Annotated in this window: 23 protein-coding genes; 11 read left to right on the top strand and 12 right to left on the bottom strand. The window is 58.4% G+C overall.

The annotated features are described in order from the left end of the window. Positions 1-9: 9 nt before the first annotated feature. From G9X68_RS03665 to G9X68_RS03640, 6 genes are all read right to left on the bottom strand, one after another. Positions 10-660: a pyridoxamine 5'-phosphate oxidase family protein gene (locus G9X68_RS03665; RefSeq protein WP_171601309.1), complete on the bottom strand. Its 651-nt coding sequence runs from the start codon at positions 658-660 to the stop codon at positions 10-12. A 242-nt stretch (positions 661-902) separates the two neighbouring features. Continuing rightward, complete coding sequence (locus G9X68_RS03660; RefSeq protein ID WP_171601308.1) at positions 903-1,289, bottom strand: response regulator; 387 nt, start codon at positions 1,287-1,289, stop codon at positions 903-905. 74 nt (positions 1,290-1,363) lie between these two features. Beyond that, positions 1,364-2,413, bottom strand: a complete 1,050-nt coding sequence (locus tag G9X68_RS03655) for a sensor histidine kinase (protein WP_171601307.1) — start codon at positions 2,411-2,413, stop codon at positions 1,364-1,366. 295 nt (positions 2,414-2,708) lie between these two features. Next, positions 2,709-3,305: a general stress protein gene (locus G9X68_RS03650; protein WP_171601306.1), complete on the bottom strand. Its 597-nt coding sequence runs from the start codon at positions 3,303-3,305 to the stop codon at positions 2,709-2,711. A gap of 17 nt (positions 3,306-3,322) precedes the next feature. After that, positions 3,323-3,640, bottom strand: coding sequence for a PepSY domain-containing protein (locus tag G9X68_RS03645; RefSeq protein ID WP_168312857.1), 318 nt, complete (start codon positions 3,638-3,640; stop codon positions 3,323-3,325). A 342-nt stretch (positions 3,641-3,982) separates the two neighbouring features. Continuing rightward, positions 3,983-4,372, bottom strand: coding sequence for a RidA family protein (locus tag G9X68_RS03640; protein ID WP_131716493.1), 390 nt, complete (start codon positions 4,370-4,372; stop codon positions 3,983-3,985). A 137-nt stretch (positions 4,373-4,509) separates the two neighbouring features. On the opposite strand from G9X68_RS03640, the gene G9X68_RS03635 reads away from it, so the two are divergent. The 4 genes from G9X68_RS03635 (at position 4,510) to G9X68_RS03620 (ending at position 6,719) form a co-directional block, all read left to right on the top strand. After that, the gene (locus G9X68_RS03635) at positions 4,510-5,121 is read left to right on the top strand and encodes a TetR/AcrR family transcriptional regulator (protein WP_171601305.1); all 612 of its coding nucleotides are present in this window, start codon (positions 4,510-4,512) and stop codon (positions 5,119-5,121) included. 153 nt (positions 5,122-5,274) lie between these two features. Next, positions 5,275-5,589, top strand: coding sequence for an ArsR/SmtB family transcription factor (locus tag G9X68_RS03630; RefSeq protein WP_168312855.1), 315 nt, complete (start codon positions 5,275-5,277; stop codon positions 5,587-5,589). Further along, positions 5,586-5,945, top strand: a complete 360-nt coding sequence (locus G9X68_RS03625; protein WP_171601304.1) for an SRPBCC family protein — start codon at positions 5,586-5,588, stop codon at positions 5,943-5,945. The genes G9X68_RS03630 and G9X68_RS03625 overlap by 4 nt, the downstream gene beginning before the upstream one ends. Positions 5,946-6,095: 150 nt before the next feature. Next, positions 6,096-6,719 carry an ATP-dependent Clp protease proteolytic subunit gene (locus G9X68_RS03620; protein ID WP_171601303.1) on the top strand — a complete coding sequence of 208 codons (624 nt, stop codon included), beginning with the start codon at positions 6,096-6,098 and terminating at the stop codon, positions 6,717-6,719. Between the two features lie 128 nt (positions 6,720-6,847). Here the strand turns inward: G9X68_RS03620 and G9X68_RS03615 are convergent, their stop codons facing one another. Next, complete coding sequence (locus G9X68_RS03615) at positions 6,848-7,204, bottom strand: antibiotic biosynthesis monooxygenase (RefSeq protein ID WP_171601302.1); 357 nt, start codon at positions 7,202-7,204, stop codon at positions 6,848-6,850. Positions 7,205-7,330: 126 nt separating this feature from the next. Here G9X68_RS03615 and G9X68_RS03610 point away from each other — a divergent pair, with 126 nt between their 5' ends. Both G9X68_RS03610 and G9X68_RS32380 read left to right on the top strand, forming a co-directional pair. Beyond that, entirely contained in the window at positions 7,331-8,218 is an 888-nt protein-coding gene (locus G9X68_RS03610) for a LysR family transcriptional regulator (RefSeq protein WP_171601301.1), read from the top strand. A 98-nt stretch (positions 8,219-8,316) separates the two neighbouring features. Beyond that, the gene (locus tag G9X68_RS32380; RefSeq protein ID WP_425328634.1) at positions 8,317-8,883 is read left to right on the top strand and encodes a GNAT family N-acetyltransferase; all 567 of its coding nucleotides are present in this window, start codon (positions 8,317-8,319) and stop codon (positions 8,881-8,883) included. Between the two features lie 199 nt (positions 8,884-9,082). Here G9X68_RS32380 and G9X68_RS03600 read toward each other — a convergent pair whose 3' ends face one another. From G9X68_RS03600 to G9X68_RS03585, 4 genes are all read right to left on the bottom strand, one after another. Then, positions 9,083-9,475: a pentapeptide repeat-containing protein gene (locus G9X68_RS03600; protein WP_171601299.1), complete on the bottom strand. Its 393-nt coding sequence runs from the start codon at positions 9,473-9,475 to the stop codon at positions 9,083-9,085. A gap of 692 nt (positions 9,476-10,167) precedes the next feature. Further along, positions 10,168-11,034 carry a protein-L-isoaspartate O-methyltransferase family protein gene (locus G9X68_RS03595; protein ID WP_171601298.1) on the bottom strand — a complete coding sequence of 289 codons (867 nt, stop codon included), beginning with the start codon at positions 11,032-11,034 and terminating at the stop codon, positions 10,168-10,170. A 137-nt stretch (positions 11,035-11,171) separates the two neighbouring features. Then, on the bottom strand, positions 11,172-11,624 hold the full coding sequence (gene aac(6') / locus G9X68_RS03590) for an aminoglycoside 6'-N-acetyltransferase (protein ID WP_171601297.1): 453 nt from the start codon (positions 11,622-11,624) through the stop codon (positions 11,172-11,174). A gap of 76 nt (positions 11,625-11,700) precedes the next feature. Beyond that, positions 11,701-12,681: an alpha/beta hydrolase family protein gene (locus tag G9X68_RS03585; protein ID WP_171601296.1), complete on the bottom strand. Its 981-nt coding sequence runs from the start codon at positions 12,679-12,681 to the stop codon at positions 11,701-11,703. Between the two features lie 149 nt (positions 12,682-12,830). Here G9X68_RS03585 and G9X68_RS03580 point away from each other — a divergent pair, with 149 nt between their 5' ends. From G9X68_RS03580 to G9X68_RS03560, 5 genes are all read left to right on the top strand, one after another. Next, a complete protein-coding gene (locus G9X68_RS03580) occupies positions 12,831-13,157 on the top strand; it encodes a PadR family transcriptional regulator (RefSeq protein WP_011652608.1) in 327 nt (108 codons plus the stop codon). After that, positions 13,154-13,726: a DUF1700 domain-containing protein gene (locus G9X68_RS03575; RefSeq protein WP_171601295.1), complete on the top strand. Its 573-nt coding sequence runs from the start codon at positions 13,154-13,156 to the stop codon at positions 13,724-13,726. The genes G9X68_RS03580 and G9X68_RS03575 overlap by 4 nt, the downstream gene beginning before the upstream one ends. A 33-nt stretch (positions 13,727-13,759) precedes the next feature. After that, complete coding sequence (locus tag G9X68_RS03570; protein WP_171601294.1) at positions 13,760-14,464, top strand: GIN domain-containing protein; 705 nt, start codon at positions 13,760-13,762, stop codon at positions 14,462-14,464. Positions 14,465-14,947: 483 nt separating this feature from the next. After that, complete coding sequence (locus G9X68_RS03565) at positions 14,948-15,166, top strand: hypothetical protein (protein WP_168315616.1); 219 nt, start codon at positions 14,948-14,950, stop codon at positions 15,164-15,166. 166 nt (positions 15,167-15,332) lie between these two features. Further along, positions 15,333-15,590: a GlsB/YeaQ/YmgE family stress response membrane protein gene (locus G9X68_RS03560; protein WP_129418285.1), complete on the top strand. Its 258-nt coding sequence runs from the start codon at positions 15,333-15,335 to the stop codon at positions 15,588-15,590. 289 nt (positions 15,591-15,879) lie between these two features. On the opposite strand, the gene G9X68_RS03555 is transcribed toward G9X68_RS03560, so the two are convergent. Further along, positions 15,880-16,749, bottom strand: coding sequence for a LysR family transcriptional regulator (locus G9X68_RS03555; RefSeq protein WP_171601293.1), 870 nt, complete (start codon positions 16,747-16,749; stop codon positions 15,880-15,882). Positions 16,750-16,926 lie beyond the last annotated feature (177 nt).

The raw sequence follows: 16,926 nt of genomic DNA, 5'->3' as shown, positions 1-16,926 counted from the left end.
GGAATTGCTCTAGTAAAGCGTCCTCTTGTATTCATCTTCGAGATCGTCATCGATTTTGCGCATCGCATCCTCGTCGCTTGGCGCGCCAGTCGTCTGATCCAGAATGATCTTTACAATTGACGGCATCTCAGTGCGATCCTGGAAATGATCGGGGTTCCACAAGTGAGAGCGCCGAAATGCCTTGGCGCAGTGCATGAAGACCTCGCTCACCTCGACCACGATTGCGAGTTTGGGGGCGCGGTCATTGACACGCATGCTCCCCAGAAGTTCAGGATCGGTCGTCAGAGTGGCGCGCCCATTCACCCGCAATGTGTCGTCAAACCCCGGAATGATGAACAATAGTCCGACGGTGGGATTGGCGAGAATATTGACCAGCGTATCGAGACGGTTGTTGCCGGGTCGATCCGGTATCGCCAGCGTGCGCTCATCGAGAATTTTGACAAAGCCGACAGGGTCGCCGCGGGGACTGACGTCGGCCTTTCCATCCAAATTCTGGGTGCCGATACAGAGGAATGGCGAGCGCCGGATAAAGGCTTGCGCATGCGTGCTGAGCGTGCCCTGACACTTCTGTATGGCCAGAGCATGTGTCGCGTCAAACAGACTTCGAAGAGATTGTTCATCTGTTATGGCGAAGTCTGGATTGACCTTGAACTCCTTCATTCCACTGCCTTTCGAAGCTCTGTTGTTGGCTTGATCAGCCCCGCTCGCGGGTTCGGCTTGATTGTTGGTGCAGCGCAGATCGCAGCTCGGACGGAATGATGATGTACGTACCTCAGAATGTCAAAAACTGTCAAGATCCGATAGCGCAGATGAGGACCACGTCTTGATTGACGCACCATTCTCTGGCGATTGCGCCGGGAGGACGCTACGCGCCCAGACCCCACAGTCGAAAAACACTTAGTTTAGCAGCCAGTCTTATTCTGGATCGACAGCAGATGCGCCATGGCATCGGTAATCGCGTGGCTGTCGTAGGGTTTCGAGAAGAACCGGCTTCCCGTGGGGAGACTGCTCTCTTCGAGGATTGCTTCGCCGGATGCGACAATCAACCTGACAGGTGGCCACCGATCCCGGATGTAATGGGATAGCTTGATGCCATCCATTGTGCCTGGCATCTGAACATCGGTGAAAACCAGATCGATGTCGTCTCGGGATTCGAGGATGCCAATTGCCTCGTCCGCATCGCAGGCCTCCAGCGCTTCGTATCCCGCAGAGAGTACCAGATCGACGGCACTCATCCGAATGATCGTGCTGTCTTCGACGACCAGGACGACCGCCTTGCCATTTTTCATCACTCACTCGGTCAAATTGGAGTGTGAACCTCGGGGGGCTCCGATGGGATAGCGCGTAGGAAGCCAATCGGTTCCTACGCGGCCGTAGAAATGTCGCGGGAACCGGCGCTTTCCCGGTGGCTGATGGTGACGGCGGTGCCGGGACCCGCATCGCTCAGCTGAATGTCGCCATCCAGGGTCTTTACCAGCGCCTCCACAATGCCGGTCCCCAGGCCCGCCTTTGGTGCTTCGCTGCCCGCGGCCATGCCGATGCCGTCGTCGGTAACGGTGAGAGTCCAGTCGTCGCCGGATGATTGATAGTCGATGACGATTGCGCCCGGTCGTTCATCGGGAAAGGCGTGCTTGAGGGCGTTGATGACAAGCTCGGTCACAACAAGCCCCAAGCGAACGGAAACGTCCGCGTCCACGGCGCTGTCGTCGACCGTCACTTGAATCGAAAGCCTGTCAGGATCAGCGATCATCGACGCACCGAGGCTTTGGCAAAGCTGAGTGAAATAGGCACGCAGTTCAACCTTGCCGCCGTTAGACGTCGAGAGTTGCCGCTGCAGGGCCGCAATCGACATGACCCGGTGATGGGCGTTGTGGAGGTGCCCGCGCGCTTCCTCCGATTGGACCCGGCGGGCGCTCTGCATGAGAACGCTGGCAATGATCTGGAGGCTGTTTGCGACCCTGTGCTGGACCTCCTGCAGCAGGATCGCATTATCGCGAACGAGATCATCTTTCAGTCGAGCCTCGGCGCGCATATCGGTCACGTCGGTGATGGCGAGAAGCAGGCGAATATGATCGATGTCGCCGTCATCCAGCGTCCGTGCATTGACGACCAGCTGCCGTGTTTTCTGGTTTGGCCGTTGAAAGTCGATTTCGTAAGCCTCGATGGTGGCACTTCCCGAGGCAGTGGCCGCCAGCAGTGACGCTAGCTTGGGCATCGCCCATTCGCCGTTTCCAATTTCGCTGAGGCTTTGGCCGCAAACTGTCCCGGGGTCGATGTCGAAGGCCCGGCAAAAGGATGCGCTCGCCGCGATGACCTTCAGGTCGTCGGACAAGAAAAGCAGCGGTTCATTGGACGATACCACCACGGCAAGAGTGCTCGCCGCTTCGAAATGCACTGTGGGAATCTTTTGCATGGAGAGGCCCTCATGGGCCGGAGACTCACGAAGCAAGTCATCACTCGGCAACAATGCCAACCGGCCGGAAGGCTCAGCTAGACAAAGGCACTGTAACACGCCTGACAGGGAATCCTTTCATGCTAAATATCGCGGGCTGCCATATCGACGCGATGAGCCGATGATGACGACGCTCGCAGGGACTTTCGCGCCCCGGCGTTCTCCGACGGGGACTTGTCCACTGAGGATCCCAAGCACCGAGATCAACGCTTCAACCCTCCTTGCGACGTGCAAGGAGGGTTGAACTCAAGGCCGGTTAGATCGTCCGGCGATACCGGTTACGCTCCTGTTCAATCTGCTCGGGGGCGTATGGATCGAGGGTGTCGTCGAAGCGGGTCCATCCCTGCTCGTTATAAGCACGCCGGCGTTCGATCGGGTCGACCCAGTTTGAACCCTGGAGAATGGCCTGCGCCTCGGAGGCGCGGGCGTCGTCGACCTTGGCCGTGACCAGGCTGCCGCCGCGGCGGACACCCTCGGCATAAAGGTGGGCATCATCTTCCGGGACGCCGGAATCGGTGAGGGCACCGATCAGGCCACCAGCGGCACCGCCAGCGACGGCGCCGGCGACAGCCCCGGCCGCAGTCGCGGCAAGCCAGCCTGCGGCAACCACCGGTCCGACACCGGGAATGGCCATCAGGCCCAGTCCCGTGAGCAGGCCGCCGGCGCCGCCGACGGCAGCGCCGATGCCAGCCCCCGTCGCGGCATCCTCGGCAACATCATTGTCGCGATCGATGCGGCCGGCCTTGTTGGAGACGATACTGATGTCGTTCGAGGGAATGCCTGCCGCTTCCAATTTGCTGACGGCGGAGCGAGCGTCCGAATAATCATCGAATAGTCCGGTTACAGTTTTCATCATGCTTCTCCTTGGGGTTACTTGGCGACGATGTTGCCTTGATAATCGAGGGCGATGGAGACGGCTTTGCCGTCCTTCATGCCGGCGGCCATCCAGATCCCCTTGTCATCCAGCTTGAGATCCTTGACGTCGGTGTAACCCGCTTCCGCAATGCGATCCTTCGCCTGAGCTTCGGTAAAGCTGTTGGCGCCCTCAACGGGCGCAGTCGGGTTTTTGGTGTCCGGTGTTGCAACCGCAGGTGTATTTCCATCCGGAGATGGAGCCGGTGTTGTCTGGGCAAGGGCTGCAATTGCAGACGCGCCAAGAATTGCCGCCGCAAAGACGATCTTCTTCATAGGTGTTTTCTCCATTTTGCGGATCAGATGACGATCCATGCGGTCAAAACACGCAGAGGAGATCTTTGTTCCCCAAGATTATGCGGTTGATTTTTCTAAATATATGGCAGCGCGGCGCGCTGCGGGGTTATTCTCCGCGGCGCCAGGGCAATGTAAGCAGGCAATAACAGAGGAGTAACCGATGATCCACGCGCGCTTCAAGGAAACCTCTCGGAGTGAGGCTTGGTCCTTTAACTCCTAAGGTTGTGCTGCTGTCAAATGTCCCGGGGGTGGCAGCGCGGGGCCGCTTCCCTGCCGGCACTTCTTGCGGTGTCGGATGCGGCCCCGGCAATGTCAGTAACTTCACGGAATGCGGGCGATGACCTTGATCTCGAAGTCGAAGCCGGCGAGCCAGTTGACGCCGATGGCAGTCCAATTCGGGTAGGGTGGCTTGCTGAACATCTCCTGCTTGACCGCCATGATCGTTCCGAACTGGTTTTCGGGATCCGTGTGAAAGCTGGTGACATCGACGATATCATCCAGCGTGCAGCCCGCGGCACTCAGCGTGGCCTTCAGGTTTTCAAAGGCCAGCCGCACCTGGCTTTCGAAATCGGGTTCGGGTGTTCCGTCCGAACGGCTGCCGACCTGCCCGGACACAAACAACAGATCACCGGATCGGATGGCGGCGGAATAGCCGTGCTCCTCGTAAAGAGCGTGCCGGTTGGCAGGAAAGATTGCTTCACGTTGGGTCATTCTGATCTCTCTATATTGTTGACAACGACCGATGAGCGCGGCGTTTCGCTTCACATCTCGCGCCCTATTTGATATACGGTACGTATGTGAAATGTATGGCATGCGTCGCGCATGTCAAGTCCATATACGCCTCGTATATGAAATTGAGGGATCGCATGGCGAAGAAACGCAGCGAAACGATGCAGGAAAACCGCGTCAAGCTGATCGCGGCGGCGCGCAAGACCTTTGCGGAAAAGGGGTATTCCGCGGCATCGATGGACGAACTGACGGCTGACGTCGGTCTGACGCGGGGCGCGCTCTACCACAACTTCGGAGACAAGCGCGGGCTGCTGGCGGCGGTTGTCGATCAGATCGACACGGAGATGGCGGTGCGCGCTCAAGAGATCGGCGCGCGCGCGGGCAACGATTGGCAGGGCCTGCTCGCCGAGGGGGCGGCCTATATCGAGATGGCGCTCAATCCGGAAGTCCAACGCATCGTCCTGCTCGACGGACCTGCAGTGCTGGGTGATCCCTCGCAGTGGCCGAGCCAGAACAACTGTCTGCAGGTGACCAAGAGCACGGTGGAGCGCCTGATCGCCCAAGGCATCCTCAAGCCGCTCGACGCAGAGGCGGCCGCCCGATTGCTGAGTGGCGCCGCTCTCAATGCCGCCCTCTGGATCGCCGCCAGCGAAGATCCGCAGGGCGTGATGCCGAAGGCGGTCGAGGCTTTCCATGCCCTGGCGGCAGGTCTGCTGGTGGAGCCTTTGTGATCCGGGACCTGGGTGGCAAGCCTTGCAGTGAGGTCTTTGACGCCGAATGACCCCAGGGGCGGAAGTGAAGCTCGCCCATATCCCATCCGGTTTGTGCGTCCGCAGCCTGACAATAGCCTTGCGAATCAGATAAGTGTGTGCTTATCTGTTGGCATGATCGAGAACGAGATTTTCAAAGCTCTGGCCGACCCGACACGCCGCGTGATCTTCGAGAAGCTGGCGAGCGGCAGCATGAACGCCAGCGCTTTGCGTGACGGCATGGACATCAGCCAGCCGGCGATGTCCCAGCACCTTTCCGTGCTGCGCAATGCGCGGCTGGTCCGCGAGGAGCGGCAGGGGCGCTTCGTCAACTACGAGGTCGATCCAGACGGACTCGCGCTCATAGCCGGATGGCTGGCGAAGTATCGGGCTTACTGGCCTGCGCGGATTGATGCGTTGAAGGCCTTACTGAAGGACATGGACCAATGAGCGATACGGAGGCCGAAAGGCAGGAAAAAGATCTGGTGTTTGAATACGAACTCGACGCCCCTCCGGAAAAAGTCTGGCGGGCGGTCAGTATTCCAGCCTTTCGGGACAAATGGCTGCCCGAGCAGCAACTGGCAGACGCCGAGCCGATCTCCACGGCACCGGGCGAGGAAGTGAGCTACAGGATGCGGGACGATGAGCCGCCCTTCCTTGAGAGCATCGTCACGTTTCAGGTCAGGCCCGATGCCAACGGCGGCACGATACTCAGGATCGTTCACGGGCTGGCGGATGCGAGGCTGGCCCTGCGGATGCCACCAGCGGCGAACAGCAATGGGCCGTGGATGATGCTGGCCGCCTGACGCTTTGGAGCGGTTCAGCTTTTAACGGAAGCGCAGGACCGCTCCAGCCCTTTGTTTTTACGCAATTCCGGACGGAAAACCGCCTCGCACTTTTCCTGGAATTGCCTAGCTAGCCAGTCACCTTAAATCCGAACCTACAGGAGTTCGCCCATGCGCGAAGCGATGCAACTCGTCCCTATGGTCATCGAGCAATCCAGCCGTGGCGAACGCTCCTTCGACATTTATTCCCGCCTTCTCCGCGAGCGGATCATTTTCCTGAACGGTGACGTCAACGACACCGTTTCCGCACTCGTCTGCGCGCAGTTGCTGTTTCTGGAAGCCGAGAATCCCAAGAAGCCGATTCAACTCTACATCAATTCCCCCGGTGGCGTCGTCACCAGCGGCCTCGCCATGTATGACACCATGCAATACATCCGTGCGCCGGTTCATACACTCTGCATGGGAACGGCCCGTTCGATGGGGTCGTTCCTGTTGATGGCAGGCGAACCCGGCGAGCGCACCGCACTGCCGAACACCAGCATTCTGATTCATCAACCGTCAGGCGGATTCCAAGGACAGGCATCGGACATGCAAATCCATGCCGAGGAAATCCTGAAAACCAAGCAGCGCATGACGCGGCTCTACGCCGAGCATTGCAAACGCACCTATGAAGAGTTCGAGCAGGCGATGGACCGCGACCGCTTCATGACGGCCGAGGAAGCGTTGGAGTGGGGGCTGATTGATCGCATCCTGACAGAACGCGAGACAGTCGCAGCGCCGGAAATCACCGCGTGACCGCGCGTTGGGAAACTCACGCGGCAATACCTGCACCAACCATGCGCTCGCCAACGGCTGCACCGCCCCGCGCGAGGCGTTGGAAGCGCGAGTCCTGACCGGACTGCGCGAGCGCACGATGCTAGCGGTCACACCGCTGCTGCACGTTTCGGCAGAACAAGATCGCCGACCGTATAGGTATGGAACTCGCTTTTGGAGACCGCATCGAGCCTCCGGAACTTCTCGACGAAGACCGGGTCGGAGAAGAATTCGTCGACGTTGCCGGCGCCCTGGATCGCCTCGACGTTGACGACCGTCTGGCCGTCGGTGCTCCTTGCCAGACTGCTCCACAGAAAGCCTTCTTTCCGGTCGGCGACGTAGTGCACGACATCCTGGATGATGTCGAAGGCTTCCTCCTGCTTTCCCGGATGGACGTGGATGACGTTGACGATAAAGGTCGTTGGCGTGGGCGCGCCCGCAAAGGCGGCAATGAGGTTCGTTTCCATGGCTGTCTCCATCTGAAGCTCGGGCCATTGCGGCCGCGGCGACATCTGGATATTGCTCTTGGGATAGCGGATAAATAGGCGCCTATTCGCAACACATCGGATGAAAATTCCGCAATAGGATAGTCATTGGACAAGCTCGGCACGCTCGGCATCTTCATTCAGGTGGCAGAAGTTGGAAGCTTCGTGGCAGCCGGCCACCGCCTCGGCCTCTCCGGCTCGGCTGTCGGCAAGGCGATCGCCCGGCTCGAAGACGAGCTGCGCGTCCGGTTGTTCAATCGCTCGACCCGCAGCATGGCCCTGACGGAAGAAGGCAGGTTCTTTCTCGAAGCGTGCTGGCGCATTCAATCGGAATACGAATCCGCCCAGTCGCGGCTGTCGAACGCGCAGCTCATTCCCAGCGGGCAGCTGCGTGTGAGCCTTCCGCTGGCCGGCATGCTCCTGATGCCGACCATTTCCGCCTTCATGCAAACCTATCCGGACATCAATCTCGACCTCGACTTTTCCGATCGCCTGGTCGACGTCATCGAAGAAGGGTTTGACGCCGTCATCCGCACCGGCGAGATGAGGGACACCCGGCTGATGAGCCGAAAGCTCGGTACGTTCAGGCACAGGATCGTTGCCGCACCGGAATACCTGATGGCCCATGGCCACCCGCAAGTGCCGGAAGACCTTCTGGAGCATCGTTGCCTTCACCATCGTTTCGCCAACTCCGGCAAGCTCGAGCCCTGGCCGCTGGCCCGCAAAGGAGATGAGGTCAAACTCGACCTGCCTGTGACGACGGTCGCGAGCACCCTGGAGCCACTGATCTACCTTGCGCAGCGATCCTTCGGGATCACCTGTCTTCCGGCATTTGCCGTGGCCTCCGAGGTCGCAGAGGGCAAACTGGTTTCGCTGCTGGACGATTATCTGGCCGATACCGGAACGTTTCGGATCCTTTGGCCGACAAACAGATATCTTTCTCCCAAGGTTCGGGTGTTCGTCGACTACATGGCCACCAACCTCTTCGCTGAATGATGGCTCCCATCGCTGGGCGAAGTGTTGTCTGCCTTCGCGTGCGACGGCTTTGCGCCGGAGACCTGCCGTTGCTATGGTCGCAATGGCTTTTAAAGTAGGTGCGGCGGATCAAGCGGGAACCCAAAGTGATTGAGACGACGCGCCTGAAATTGTACCATTTCGCCGACCATCACCGGTCACCATTTGCCGAGATGCACGCCGACCCAGAGGTCATGGCGGACCTCGGCGGCCCAATCGACAATGTCGAGAGCGACCTCAAATTAGCCCGCTACCTCGCCGCACAAGCCGAACATGGTGTCGCGCGATGGGCTGTGGAAGACGTGAATGGCAATTTCGTAGGCTATTGCGGGGTGATGCCGCGGATGGACCCAAAACATCCGCTGGATTCCCATTACGAAGTGGGTTGGCGATTCCGACGAGAGGCCTGGGGAAATGGCTACGCTTTCGAGAGTGCCAGAGCAGCCCTCTCTCACGCAATCCATGATGTCGGGCTAGACCAAATCGTCTCATACACCAGTGGTGACAACCTCCGCTCCCAAAGCGTAATGCGGAAGCTCGGACTTGTCCGCGATTCATCGCGAGATTTCACGATACGAACGTCAACCTCTCGACCTTGGCAGGGATTAGTATGGTTGGTACCGGTCGGGTCTTGGCCACGTCCTTGATGCCTTGTGTAGGTGAAGCGTATCGCCATGCTCGCTACTCGCTCTTCGAAGCGAGAGGAGGCAAGCGGCACCGGCTCGATCGGTGGTCGTCGGGTTGCCTTCGCCATTGAATGATAATGGGGCGATGGGTCTGCTTCCGGCCAGAAAATCCCTGGAAAATCAGCGCTTCCGGTGTCGCGGAACTAGGATATTTGCGACGTCATGCATTATCTCGGGATTTCGCCTGTTCATAGGCCATGAATAGATCGGTTACGAGAACACCGTTGATCCGCATCCCAGTCAAATCGGCATCTTTGATGTCCGAATCTGCCAAGGTGACGCCGCTTATGGTGAGTCGCGATAGGTTTGCATTGGTGATGGCGGCTCCAGACAGATTGACGTTATTAAAGCGCGCGTCTGCAAGGTTGATATCGTCAAAAATCGCTTCGCTTAAATTGGTGTCAGTGAATCTTGCCTTGGTCAAAACAGCGTAAAACCGTGCGTCTGCGAGGTTTACGCCGTCGAAATTAGCGCCTGACATATCGGCGCGCTCGTAATGCGCTCCCCGCATCTGAGGGCCGTCAAATTGGTTTTGTTCTTGGTCATCGCTCATTGTTGTACCTCACAGCCCGAAGAAGGTTACCAGGCCCCTGCTTTGTTCGGCGTTGAACATTAGTGAGACGTCTACGTATTCATATGGTCCTGCGCCTTGATCTGTAGAGTACTCATAGATCACGGAAACGGGAAATGGCGTCCCGACTTTGAGTCCCCATCCATATTGGTGGCTGCTGCCAGCCAACTCAATCGGTGGCTTATAGGGCCAACCTACAGCCAAACGCTTGGCATCCGCAGGATCGATGTCGAAAGAGCATGTGGTAATGGTGTCCTGCGACAGCAGGGAACTGCATTCGCTATTGCGCAATGAGCTGGGAAGTTCAGACACGTTGAGCAAAGCGGCAGTGATTCTGCTAGGTCGAGAGAGGTATGCAGGTACACCGATTCCGGCCACCAAGACCGTAGTCGCGATAACGCCAAACACCCGCCGAGCCTTCACCAGACCTGTATCCCTTCGGCCGACCAAAGGCCAAGTACTATCTTCACAGACTACTTTGACCTTTGCAACCAGCCCGGAGCGTCCACGAATAGCGCTGATATCCAGCCCCTTTCGGATCCCCGCTGCGACTCAGATAAGGTGCAATCCAGCTTGAAAATCCGCGATTCATACGGCCAGTAGCTGCACTACATCTTGGGCTGCCGGAGCTAACGGGATAAGCCGTTTACGCGACGGTGATGCCGAACCGTTGCCTAAGCATAGGCTAGGCACCAGCCGGGAGCGCGAACCCAACATCGCCCGGCCGGCAACTCATCATTGCGGTACAGCCGCGTCACCCGCTTGTGCTCCCCGCTCTCGAACGCCGCCGCAAGCGCTTTTTCCGATTCCGCGTCGCGCATCCCTTCACAGGGGAAGATGGCCACCGGCGAAATCCATTGCGCGTGAAAGTCATCACCGCTGCGCGTCACCAGGAACACCGCCCCGCGAAGGTGCATGTTGCTCCAATTGCTGCTGGTAAATCCAAGATCGGTCGTAAGCGGTAGGATCAGCCTTCCGCCATCATTGAGCCGGTCCAACCAGATATTCGCGGGCCGGGTCGCGCCGGCGTTCACATAGATCACATCGGCTGCATCGAAATCCACGGAACTGCCATCGCCCGGAACGACGGAAACATTCCGATAGGCAGCGAGATTTGCTTTTGCCCGCGCAGCAAGCTCCGGCTCGAACTCGATCGCCGTCACCCTGCCGGATGCGGCAACGAGTTTCGCCATGATCGCAGAATAGTAGCCGGCACCAGCGCCAACATGCACGATATGCTCGCCTGCTCGCGGCGCAGCCTGCGAAAGCAGGAAGGCATGAAGTGACGGTTGTCCGTTGTTGATGTGGCGCTCAGGGACGATACCAACAACGTCATCCGTATAGAGGTAGACCGGGTCGGCGGCCGGGGTCGGAACATAGGCTTTTCGCATCCGGAAGATCGGCCACGGACCGGGACCAAGGAAATCTTCTCGCGGCACGTCGGCAAAAGCTGTTTCAACACGCTCATCGACAACTCTCACAGCCGCCGTGATCTGCTTCGCATAAGCTCGACGCACGATCTTCAATTCGTCCGGTGTCATCAGCAGATCAACTCCGATGAATAGTTCCCTGTCGCAAAATTCCCGAAACCTGCGACACCTTTTGCGACTAAAATCTGTGACCTAACAAGTCTTAGGATTTGTGCGGCGAACCATCCTCGTGGAAGGGCAACACCGGCCTACAGCGGCTTTCGGAAGAACACGACGCGCTGTGTTTCCTCAAATCCTAACGCGGCATGGAGCGCATGGCTGGCTGAATTCTCGAGCCGCGCGTCAGAGCCAAACTCACTACACCCAAGCGACTTCCCCCAATCGGCAACGGCATCGCAAAGCAATCGTGCGATACCCTTTCGCCTGTCAACGGGCCGGACATAAATCCCTTCGAGGAATAGAACGGGCGAGCTGCTGCATCCATTCACATAATCATGTCGCAAAGTGGCCTCAGCAAACCCGACAGCTTTATTCGCAGCATTTCGAGCGATGAACGCGACCGCTTCTCCATTTTCTGAAAGAAACGCCCGGCCCAACTCCGCTCGATGATATTCGAGCGAGTGATGCGGCCACAGCGCAACGCGAAGCTCCGCCCACGGCTCAACATCTTTTATGGTCCCAATCTCGATAATCGATTCCATATTGTGGTTCTCTTTTGTCGCGAAATTCCCGGAAAGCCAGACGTGAACACTTAAGCCGTTCGTATCAGAAGGCAGTTCACTCCCCTAGATTTCGCCGGAAGAACGCGACCACTTCAGCATTGAACTCCCTGTGGAAAGCGGCACGGTCGAAGCCCGGAGCATCGATGCACACTTCCGAAGACAGTTGGGTTTTAGGGCACATCGTCAAAAACGACAGATGGACGGCGTTGGGGACGATTCGGAAGTCAGGCTTTTCCGGCAATACACGCGCAAGTGTCGCGACATTTTCCAGCGATGCGCCGCCACCCCCTCCCAGCTCCGATCCCCATAGCTGAAGCGGAATCGTGATGTCCCTCACGCTATCTGTCGTCTGAAAGACGATGCTGAGAGGGTCTGCGACCACCATCGCCCTGATGCGGGGATCATGCGTTAGCGTCTGGGGCAACGGAGGTTGTTGCGGAGGTCTGGTTTGATTGACCTGCGGGCAGCCGACTGCATTCGGGTCGGCGCAACGCGGTGGCAACTTGCTGAAATCCGGATTGGCCCCAGCAAGAACAAGACCAGTATAGCCGCCCTGAGAGAAGCCATAGAAGCCGATCCTTTGCGGGTCGATCTTGGCAGAATCCGGGAAGTCGGTAAGCATGAAATCAATGGTTCGCTTGATATCGACCGGCCGCCCGATCAGGGGGCTCAAGCCATTCGCGCGGCTCATGTCGGCATAGTTTGCATGCGGATGATTGATGGCGACCACGACAAAGCCGGAATCGGCCAAGGCCTCGGCCGTGTCATGATGGCCAAGATACCAGCCACCATAGCCGTGCGAGATAATCGCAAGCGGCAACCTTTCTCCAGCAATCGGGCAATCCGGAACCGCTGGAATCGTGAGCGCTCTGATCTGCACTTCTTCAGGCGCTTTGATGCAAGGCGACCACATCGCCGCGTCGATTGCCGGACCATCCCGCCCGCCCGGGATGTGAAGGTATTTCAGGCCTGCCGCCTGCGCAGTCGACATAGTGAGACAAAAAGCGGCCGCGAGGGCCAAGCATATGCGTGTCATGGTGATTGCTCCGATCCGAGAGAATTATGCGGCGGCCCGGCCTTTCGCCGCGCGGCTTGTGTCGAAATCGAGAAGTTAGGCGAAGTTGGTTCACTACCTTGCAATAACAGGTAGCGTGTTATAAACAGTCTGTAAATACTGGAAATGACATGGTTGACTCGATCCAAATCCAATTGAGAAAAGGCGCGCTCGATCTGTGCGTCTTGGCCGTGCTGTCACGGGGTGAGAGCTATGGCTATGAAATCGCCAGCACCCTGGTCGCGGCTGTCGGCATGGGCGAAGGGACTATCTATCCCCTGATGCGCCGCATGCAGAATGATGGCCTTGTGGCCACCCGACTTGTCGAATCCAGCAGCGGACCGCCCCGCAAATACTATCGGCTCACGCCACTCGGTGAGACCGTTTTCGAGGCGCATCGCAGCGACTGGCGCTCCTTTACGGCTGCCGTCGATAAACTTCTTGAGGATTTATCATGACCAAGGATGCCTTTCTGAACACGCTGCGGCGTGGGCTTCGCGGTCTTCCAGGCGAAGAGATCGAAGAAATCATGTCCGACTATTCGGCCCATTTTGCCGAATCAGAGAGCCGGGGACGCAGCGAGGCGGAGGTGGTCTCGGCACTCGGTGAGCCTGCCAGGATCGCGCGGGAACTGCGGGCCGACATCGGACTGAGGCGTTTCGAAACGCATTGGAGCCTCTCGAACCTTATCGCTGCGGTCATCGCATTGGCCGGACTGGTTATTGTCGATCTCCTTCTCCTGCTGCCGTTGTTGTTACTGGCAATTCTACTGGTGGTGGGGTTTGCGGCTGGACTGTTGGCGATTGGAGCAGCCGGATTGAATGTCATTGTCACGGCTTTGCTCCTTAACCCAGGTGACGCGCTGACGGCTCTACTGTCCCGCCTTTGTATCGGCGCTGGACTTGTGAGCGGCTTCCTCGGAGGCGGCGCTTTGCTTCTAATGGGGCTGGGGGCCGGTATCCGCGTTCTCGGCCAGTATGCGCGATTGCATTTTCGTCTGGTCCGGCCGGATCGGCTCGGCAACTGAGAATTTCAACCAAAGTTATCGAAGGGACGAGACATGACCCGCACACTGGCATTCATCGCGACAGGTGGACTGATCGGTGCTGCCGCCTTTCTGACGCTCGGAACCGTTCTTTCCGGATCTGGCTGGGCCAGCGCAGCATATTTATGGAACGGGGGATCGACGTGCGAGCCTGCGAGCGGCACGCAGCAGCAAATTGCGCTGCCTTTTACTGCGGGCGACAGGCTGGTGATCGACTTGCCGGGCTCCATACACTACCGGCCGGGGGAAAAGGCAGAGGTTGTCGTCAGCGGAGACTCAGCACTGCTCAGCCACTTGCGCATCGAATCCGGCCGACTGGGCCTGGATTGCGCGCCTGGCTGGTCTGCGTCGCAACTCGATGTCAAGCTATCGGGGCCAGCGATCACCAGATGGGATTTGCTCGGCAATAGCGACCTGACTCTGTCGCAGATCAACCAGCCGGAGCTTCAGGTGAACATCAAGGGCAGCGGGAATTCCTCCGCGACCGGAATTGCATACGCAGTTAATCTCAGCATTTCCGGCTCTGGCGAAGCCCGCTTTGAAGGCTTGACTGCGCAGTCGGCGACGGTGCAAATCCGTGGGAGCGGCGATGCAAAGGTGACCGCAAAGGTAGATGCGGATGTTTCGATTTCCGGGAGCGGCAATGTCGAGTTGTCGGGGCATCCGGTGATGCGGCGTGCAGAGATCAAGGGTAATGGCCGCATCGTGCAGGTGCCGTGACAAGGACGTCATCCGGCTCGGCGGGTCAATGTCAGCAAATGGCGCAAATTCGCCACGCGCACAGCGGGAAATATGCCGAACTGGACCGGGAAGCCGCGGACTTTAGGGAATTGCCTTGGCATAGTCTCGGGCTCGAAATAAATGCCGGACTTGCATATCGGCTCCAGCGGTGAAGGCGAGACACTGTCACGGACCCAAAGAGTCCAGGCCGGGCGGAACCATTCCTGCGGCTGCCGGTTAATTTGGCGAGGTCGCGGCGTGCCAATCGGACGTGACGGAGATGGTGAACGCACCGGTTTTTCCGATTTCTCGGTGCGGGCAACGAAACGCCAGGCGAGCACCTTTACCCGTTCGCCGCGACCTCATCCCGCTGAACAGGATCTCGCGATGATCGAGCCGCCGACCAGCACTTCTCTTGGAACGTAGAAGCCGCCGCCCGCCTGTCAACGGCGGTGGGAACTGTCAGACAGAGGAGGAGAGGCTATGAGCAAAAATAATTGGAAGGTCGGACTTCGCGCCAAGCTGGAGCATCTCGTCGACGACTGCGTTGTGGCCGGGGCCAGGCAGCAGGACGTCTTCGATGCGATCATCAAGGAGATCGGCACACTGCGCGCAGCCCTTGAGCGCGATCCCGACCCCGCGGACGACGACGTTGCCGTCATAGAGGAGCCTGCGAACGATTGGCCCGCGGCCGACAAGTGACCCGAAGCAGATGGGGAGGGGCACGCCAACTCTTGGAGGCGGGGCTTATGGAACCAACTGGCGCCGCGGAAGGTTATAGTCGTGTCGCTTGGCAATCGGTTTAGCTCGACCTGCGAGACGTGATAGCCGGCGCCGGCCGCTCAATAATTCACAATGGGGAATTGCCATGGAAAATGCAGGTATTGGCTGGATCGCCGCCATCATCATCGGCGGCATTGCCGGCTGGCTCGCCGAATTGCTCATGAAGAGCAACATGGGCGTGCTCATGAACATCATTCTCGGTATTGTCGGCGCCATCGTCGCCAACTTTATCCTGTCTCTCTTCGGCGTCGCCCTTGGCGGCTGGCTGGGTTATCTGATCGCGGGCTTCATCGGTGCCTGCATCCTGATAGCTATTGCGAGAATGGTCAGACGTACGGCCTGATGAAACAGAAGGCGGCCCCGCAAACCGGCCGCCTTCTTCACGTTTTCGGGTTGCGCTCACGCGTTGAGGCGCGGTAGTCCGATATCAAAAGCGCCCCGCGGATCGCGTCATGGCGACCAGAGCCGATTTCAGAACAGGCGATCGACACATCGCTCGGTCTCCCACGTCTTGAGGTGGAGAGCGGACAAAGATGGGCCAGTCCTACAATTTGAACGTAGACTGCTCCGTTGCAACAATTACCTTCTTCTCGGCAATCTGCATCGCAGCTTCCGTCATCTTCTGGCTGTGATCAACGAGTTCCAAATCGTTCGATAAGCATCTCAGTGAGGGTTCGGACTTTTCGAGAGGGATACTGGCCGGGCGGCCTCACGACGAAGATGCCGGCTGGCGGAATCGGATGACGCGTCATGATTGGCACCAGCGCACCCGAACAAATATGGTCCGCGACAAGCGGTTCTGGCAGATAGGCGACCCCGAGCCCATCCAGAGCGGCCGCTACGAGGGACAACGCGTTATCAGCTATGAAGCGTCCCTGGGGACGCACCGTGACAATCTCGTCGCCATCCATGAATTGCCACTTCTCGGCGTCCCGCATAACGATTTGGTGATTCACAATTTCGTCCGGTGTCTCGGGGGCGCCGTGAGCCTCGATGTAGGCAGGACTCGCAACCAGCTTGCCGAAGATCGGTCCGATACGTCTTGCGACGAGGTTCGAGTCCGGCAGATGCCCAAGCCGAATCGCGCAATCAAAACCCTCTCCCACGAGATCGACGAAGCGATCAGTATAGGAAGAAAGGATTTGCAGTTGCGGGTGTCGGCTAGCCATCTGGGAGAGGACGGGAGCAAAATAGGTCGGACCAAATGACAGGGGCGCGGCCACGCGCATGCGGCCTCGAAGCTCACCGGCGGGCAGGATCGTTTCGCGCACCACATCCAAGTCAGCAGAAACCCGTGCTGCATAATCTCTGAATGTAAAACCTGCTTCCGTGAGCGCTATACCACGGGTCGTCCTTGCAAATAGCTGTGCGCCGAGTTCCGCCTCAAGCCTGGTGATCCGCCGGCTGACCATCGACTTGGAGATGCCCAGTCGCAGCGCTGCAGCCGATACTCCGCCCGCATCGGCAACTTCGACAAATATTCTGAGATCCTCAAGTTCCACAAAGCGTTCCTTATTTTGCAACACGGCTTCACACGACTGAGGACTACCAAGGCAAAGAGGAGAATGACAACTTCGCGGCGGCTGACTCTCCCGTAGGGCATCCTCGCGACCTGCCTCAGGAACCGCCAATATAGGGCGCCGGCTTGTGCATGACCGCAATTCATAAAGATCAGTCGA

This window comes from Rhizobium changzhiense (assembly GCF_013087625.1).
GTDB classification, from domain to species: Bacteria; Pseudomonadota; Alphaproteobacteria; order Rhizobiales; family Rhizobiaceae; genus Rhizobium; species Rhizobium sophorae.
The sequence above is the reverse complement of the archived record's forward strand: the minus strand, read 5'-3'. Positions and strand labels throughout refer to the sequence as shown.

Excerpts from the sequence above, each read along its gene's own strand:
- G9X68_RS03650 (WP_171601306.1), bottom strand. The coding sequence starts at position 3,305 with ATGAAAACTGTAACCGGACTATTCGATGATTATTCGGACGCTCGCTCC.
- G9X68_RS03575 (WP_171601295.1), top strand. The coding sequence starts at position 13,154 with ATGACCAAGGATGCCTTTCTGAACACGCTGCGGCGTGGGCTTCGCGGT.
- G9X68_RS03595 (WP_171601298.1), bottom strand. The coding sequence starts at position 11,034 with ATGACACCGGACGAATTGAAGATCGTGCGTCGAGCTTATGCGAAGCAG.
- G9X68_RS03660 (WP_171601308.1), bottom strand. The coding sequence starts at position 1,289 with ATGAAAAATGGCAAGGCGGTCGTCCTGGTCGTCGAAGACAGCACGATC.
- G9X68_RS03635 (WP_171601305.1), top strand. The coding sequence starts at position 4,510 with ATGAAATTGAGGGATCGCATGGCGAAGAAACGCAGCGAAACGATGCAG.
- G9X68_RS03620 (WP_171601303.1), top strand. The coding sequence starts at position 6,096 with ATGCGCGAAGCGATGCAACTCGTCCCTATGGTCATCGAGCAATCCAGC.
- G9X68_RS03560 (WP_129418285.1), top strand. The coding sequence starts at position 15,333 with ATGGAAAATGCAGGTATTGGCTGGATCGCCGCCATCATCATCGGCGGC.
- G9X68_RS03640 (WP_131716493.1), bottom strand. The coding sequence starts at position 4,372 with ATGACCCAACGTGAAGCAATCTTTCCTGCCAACCGGCACGCTCTTTAC.
- G9X68_RS03600 (WP_171601299.1), bottom strand. The coding sequence starts at position 9,475 with ATGAGCGATGACCAAGAACAAAACCAATTTGACGGCCCTCAGATGCGG.
- G9X68_RS03615 (WP_171601302.1), bottom strand. The coding sequence starts at position 7,204 with ATGGAAACGAACCTCATTGCCGCCTTTGCGGGCGCGCCCACGCCAACG.
- G9X68_RS03585 (WP_171601296.1), bottom strand. The coding sequence starts at position 12,681 with ATGACACGCATATGCTTGGCCCTCGCGGCCGCTTTTTGTCTCACTATG.
- G9X68_RS03630 (WP_168312855.1), top strand. The coding sequence starts at position 5,275 with ATGATCGAGAACGAGATTTTCAAAGCTCTGGCCGACCCGACACGCCGC.
- G9X68_RS03655 (WP_171601307.1), bottom strand. The coding sequence starts at position 2,413 with ATGCAAAAGATTCCCACAGTGCATTTCGAAGCGGCGAGCACTCTTGCC.
- G9X68_RS03565 (WP_168315616.1), top strand. The coding sequence starts at position 14,948 with ATGAGCAAAAATAATTGGAAGGTCGGACTTCGCGCCAAGCTGGAGCAT.
- G9X68_RS03625 (WP_171601304.1), top strand. The coding sequence starts at position 5,586 with ATGAGCGATACGGAGGCCGAAAGGCAGGAAAAAGATCTGGTGTTTGAA.
- G9X68_RS03665 (WP_171601309.1), bottom strand. The coding sequence starts at position 660 with ATGAAGGAGTTCAAGGTCAATCCAGACTTCGCCATAACAGATGAACAA.
- G9X68_RS03570 (WP_171601294.1), top strand. The coding sequence starts at position 13,760 with ATGACCCGCACACTGGCATTCATCGCGACAGGTGGACTGATCGGTGCT.
- G9X68_RS03580 (WP_011652608.1), top strand. The coding sequence starts at position 12,831 with ATGGTTGACTCGATCCAAATCCAATTGAGAAAAGGCGCGCTCGATCTG.
- G9X68_RS03645 (WP_168312857.1), bottom strand. The coding sequence starts at position 3,640 with ATGAAGAAGATCGTCTTTGCGGCGGCAATTCTTGGCGCGTCTGCAATT.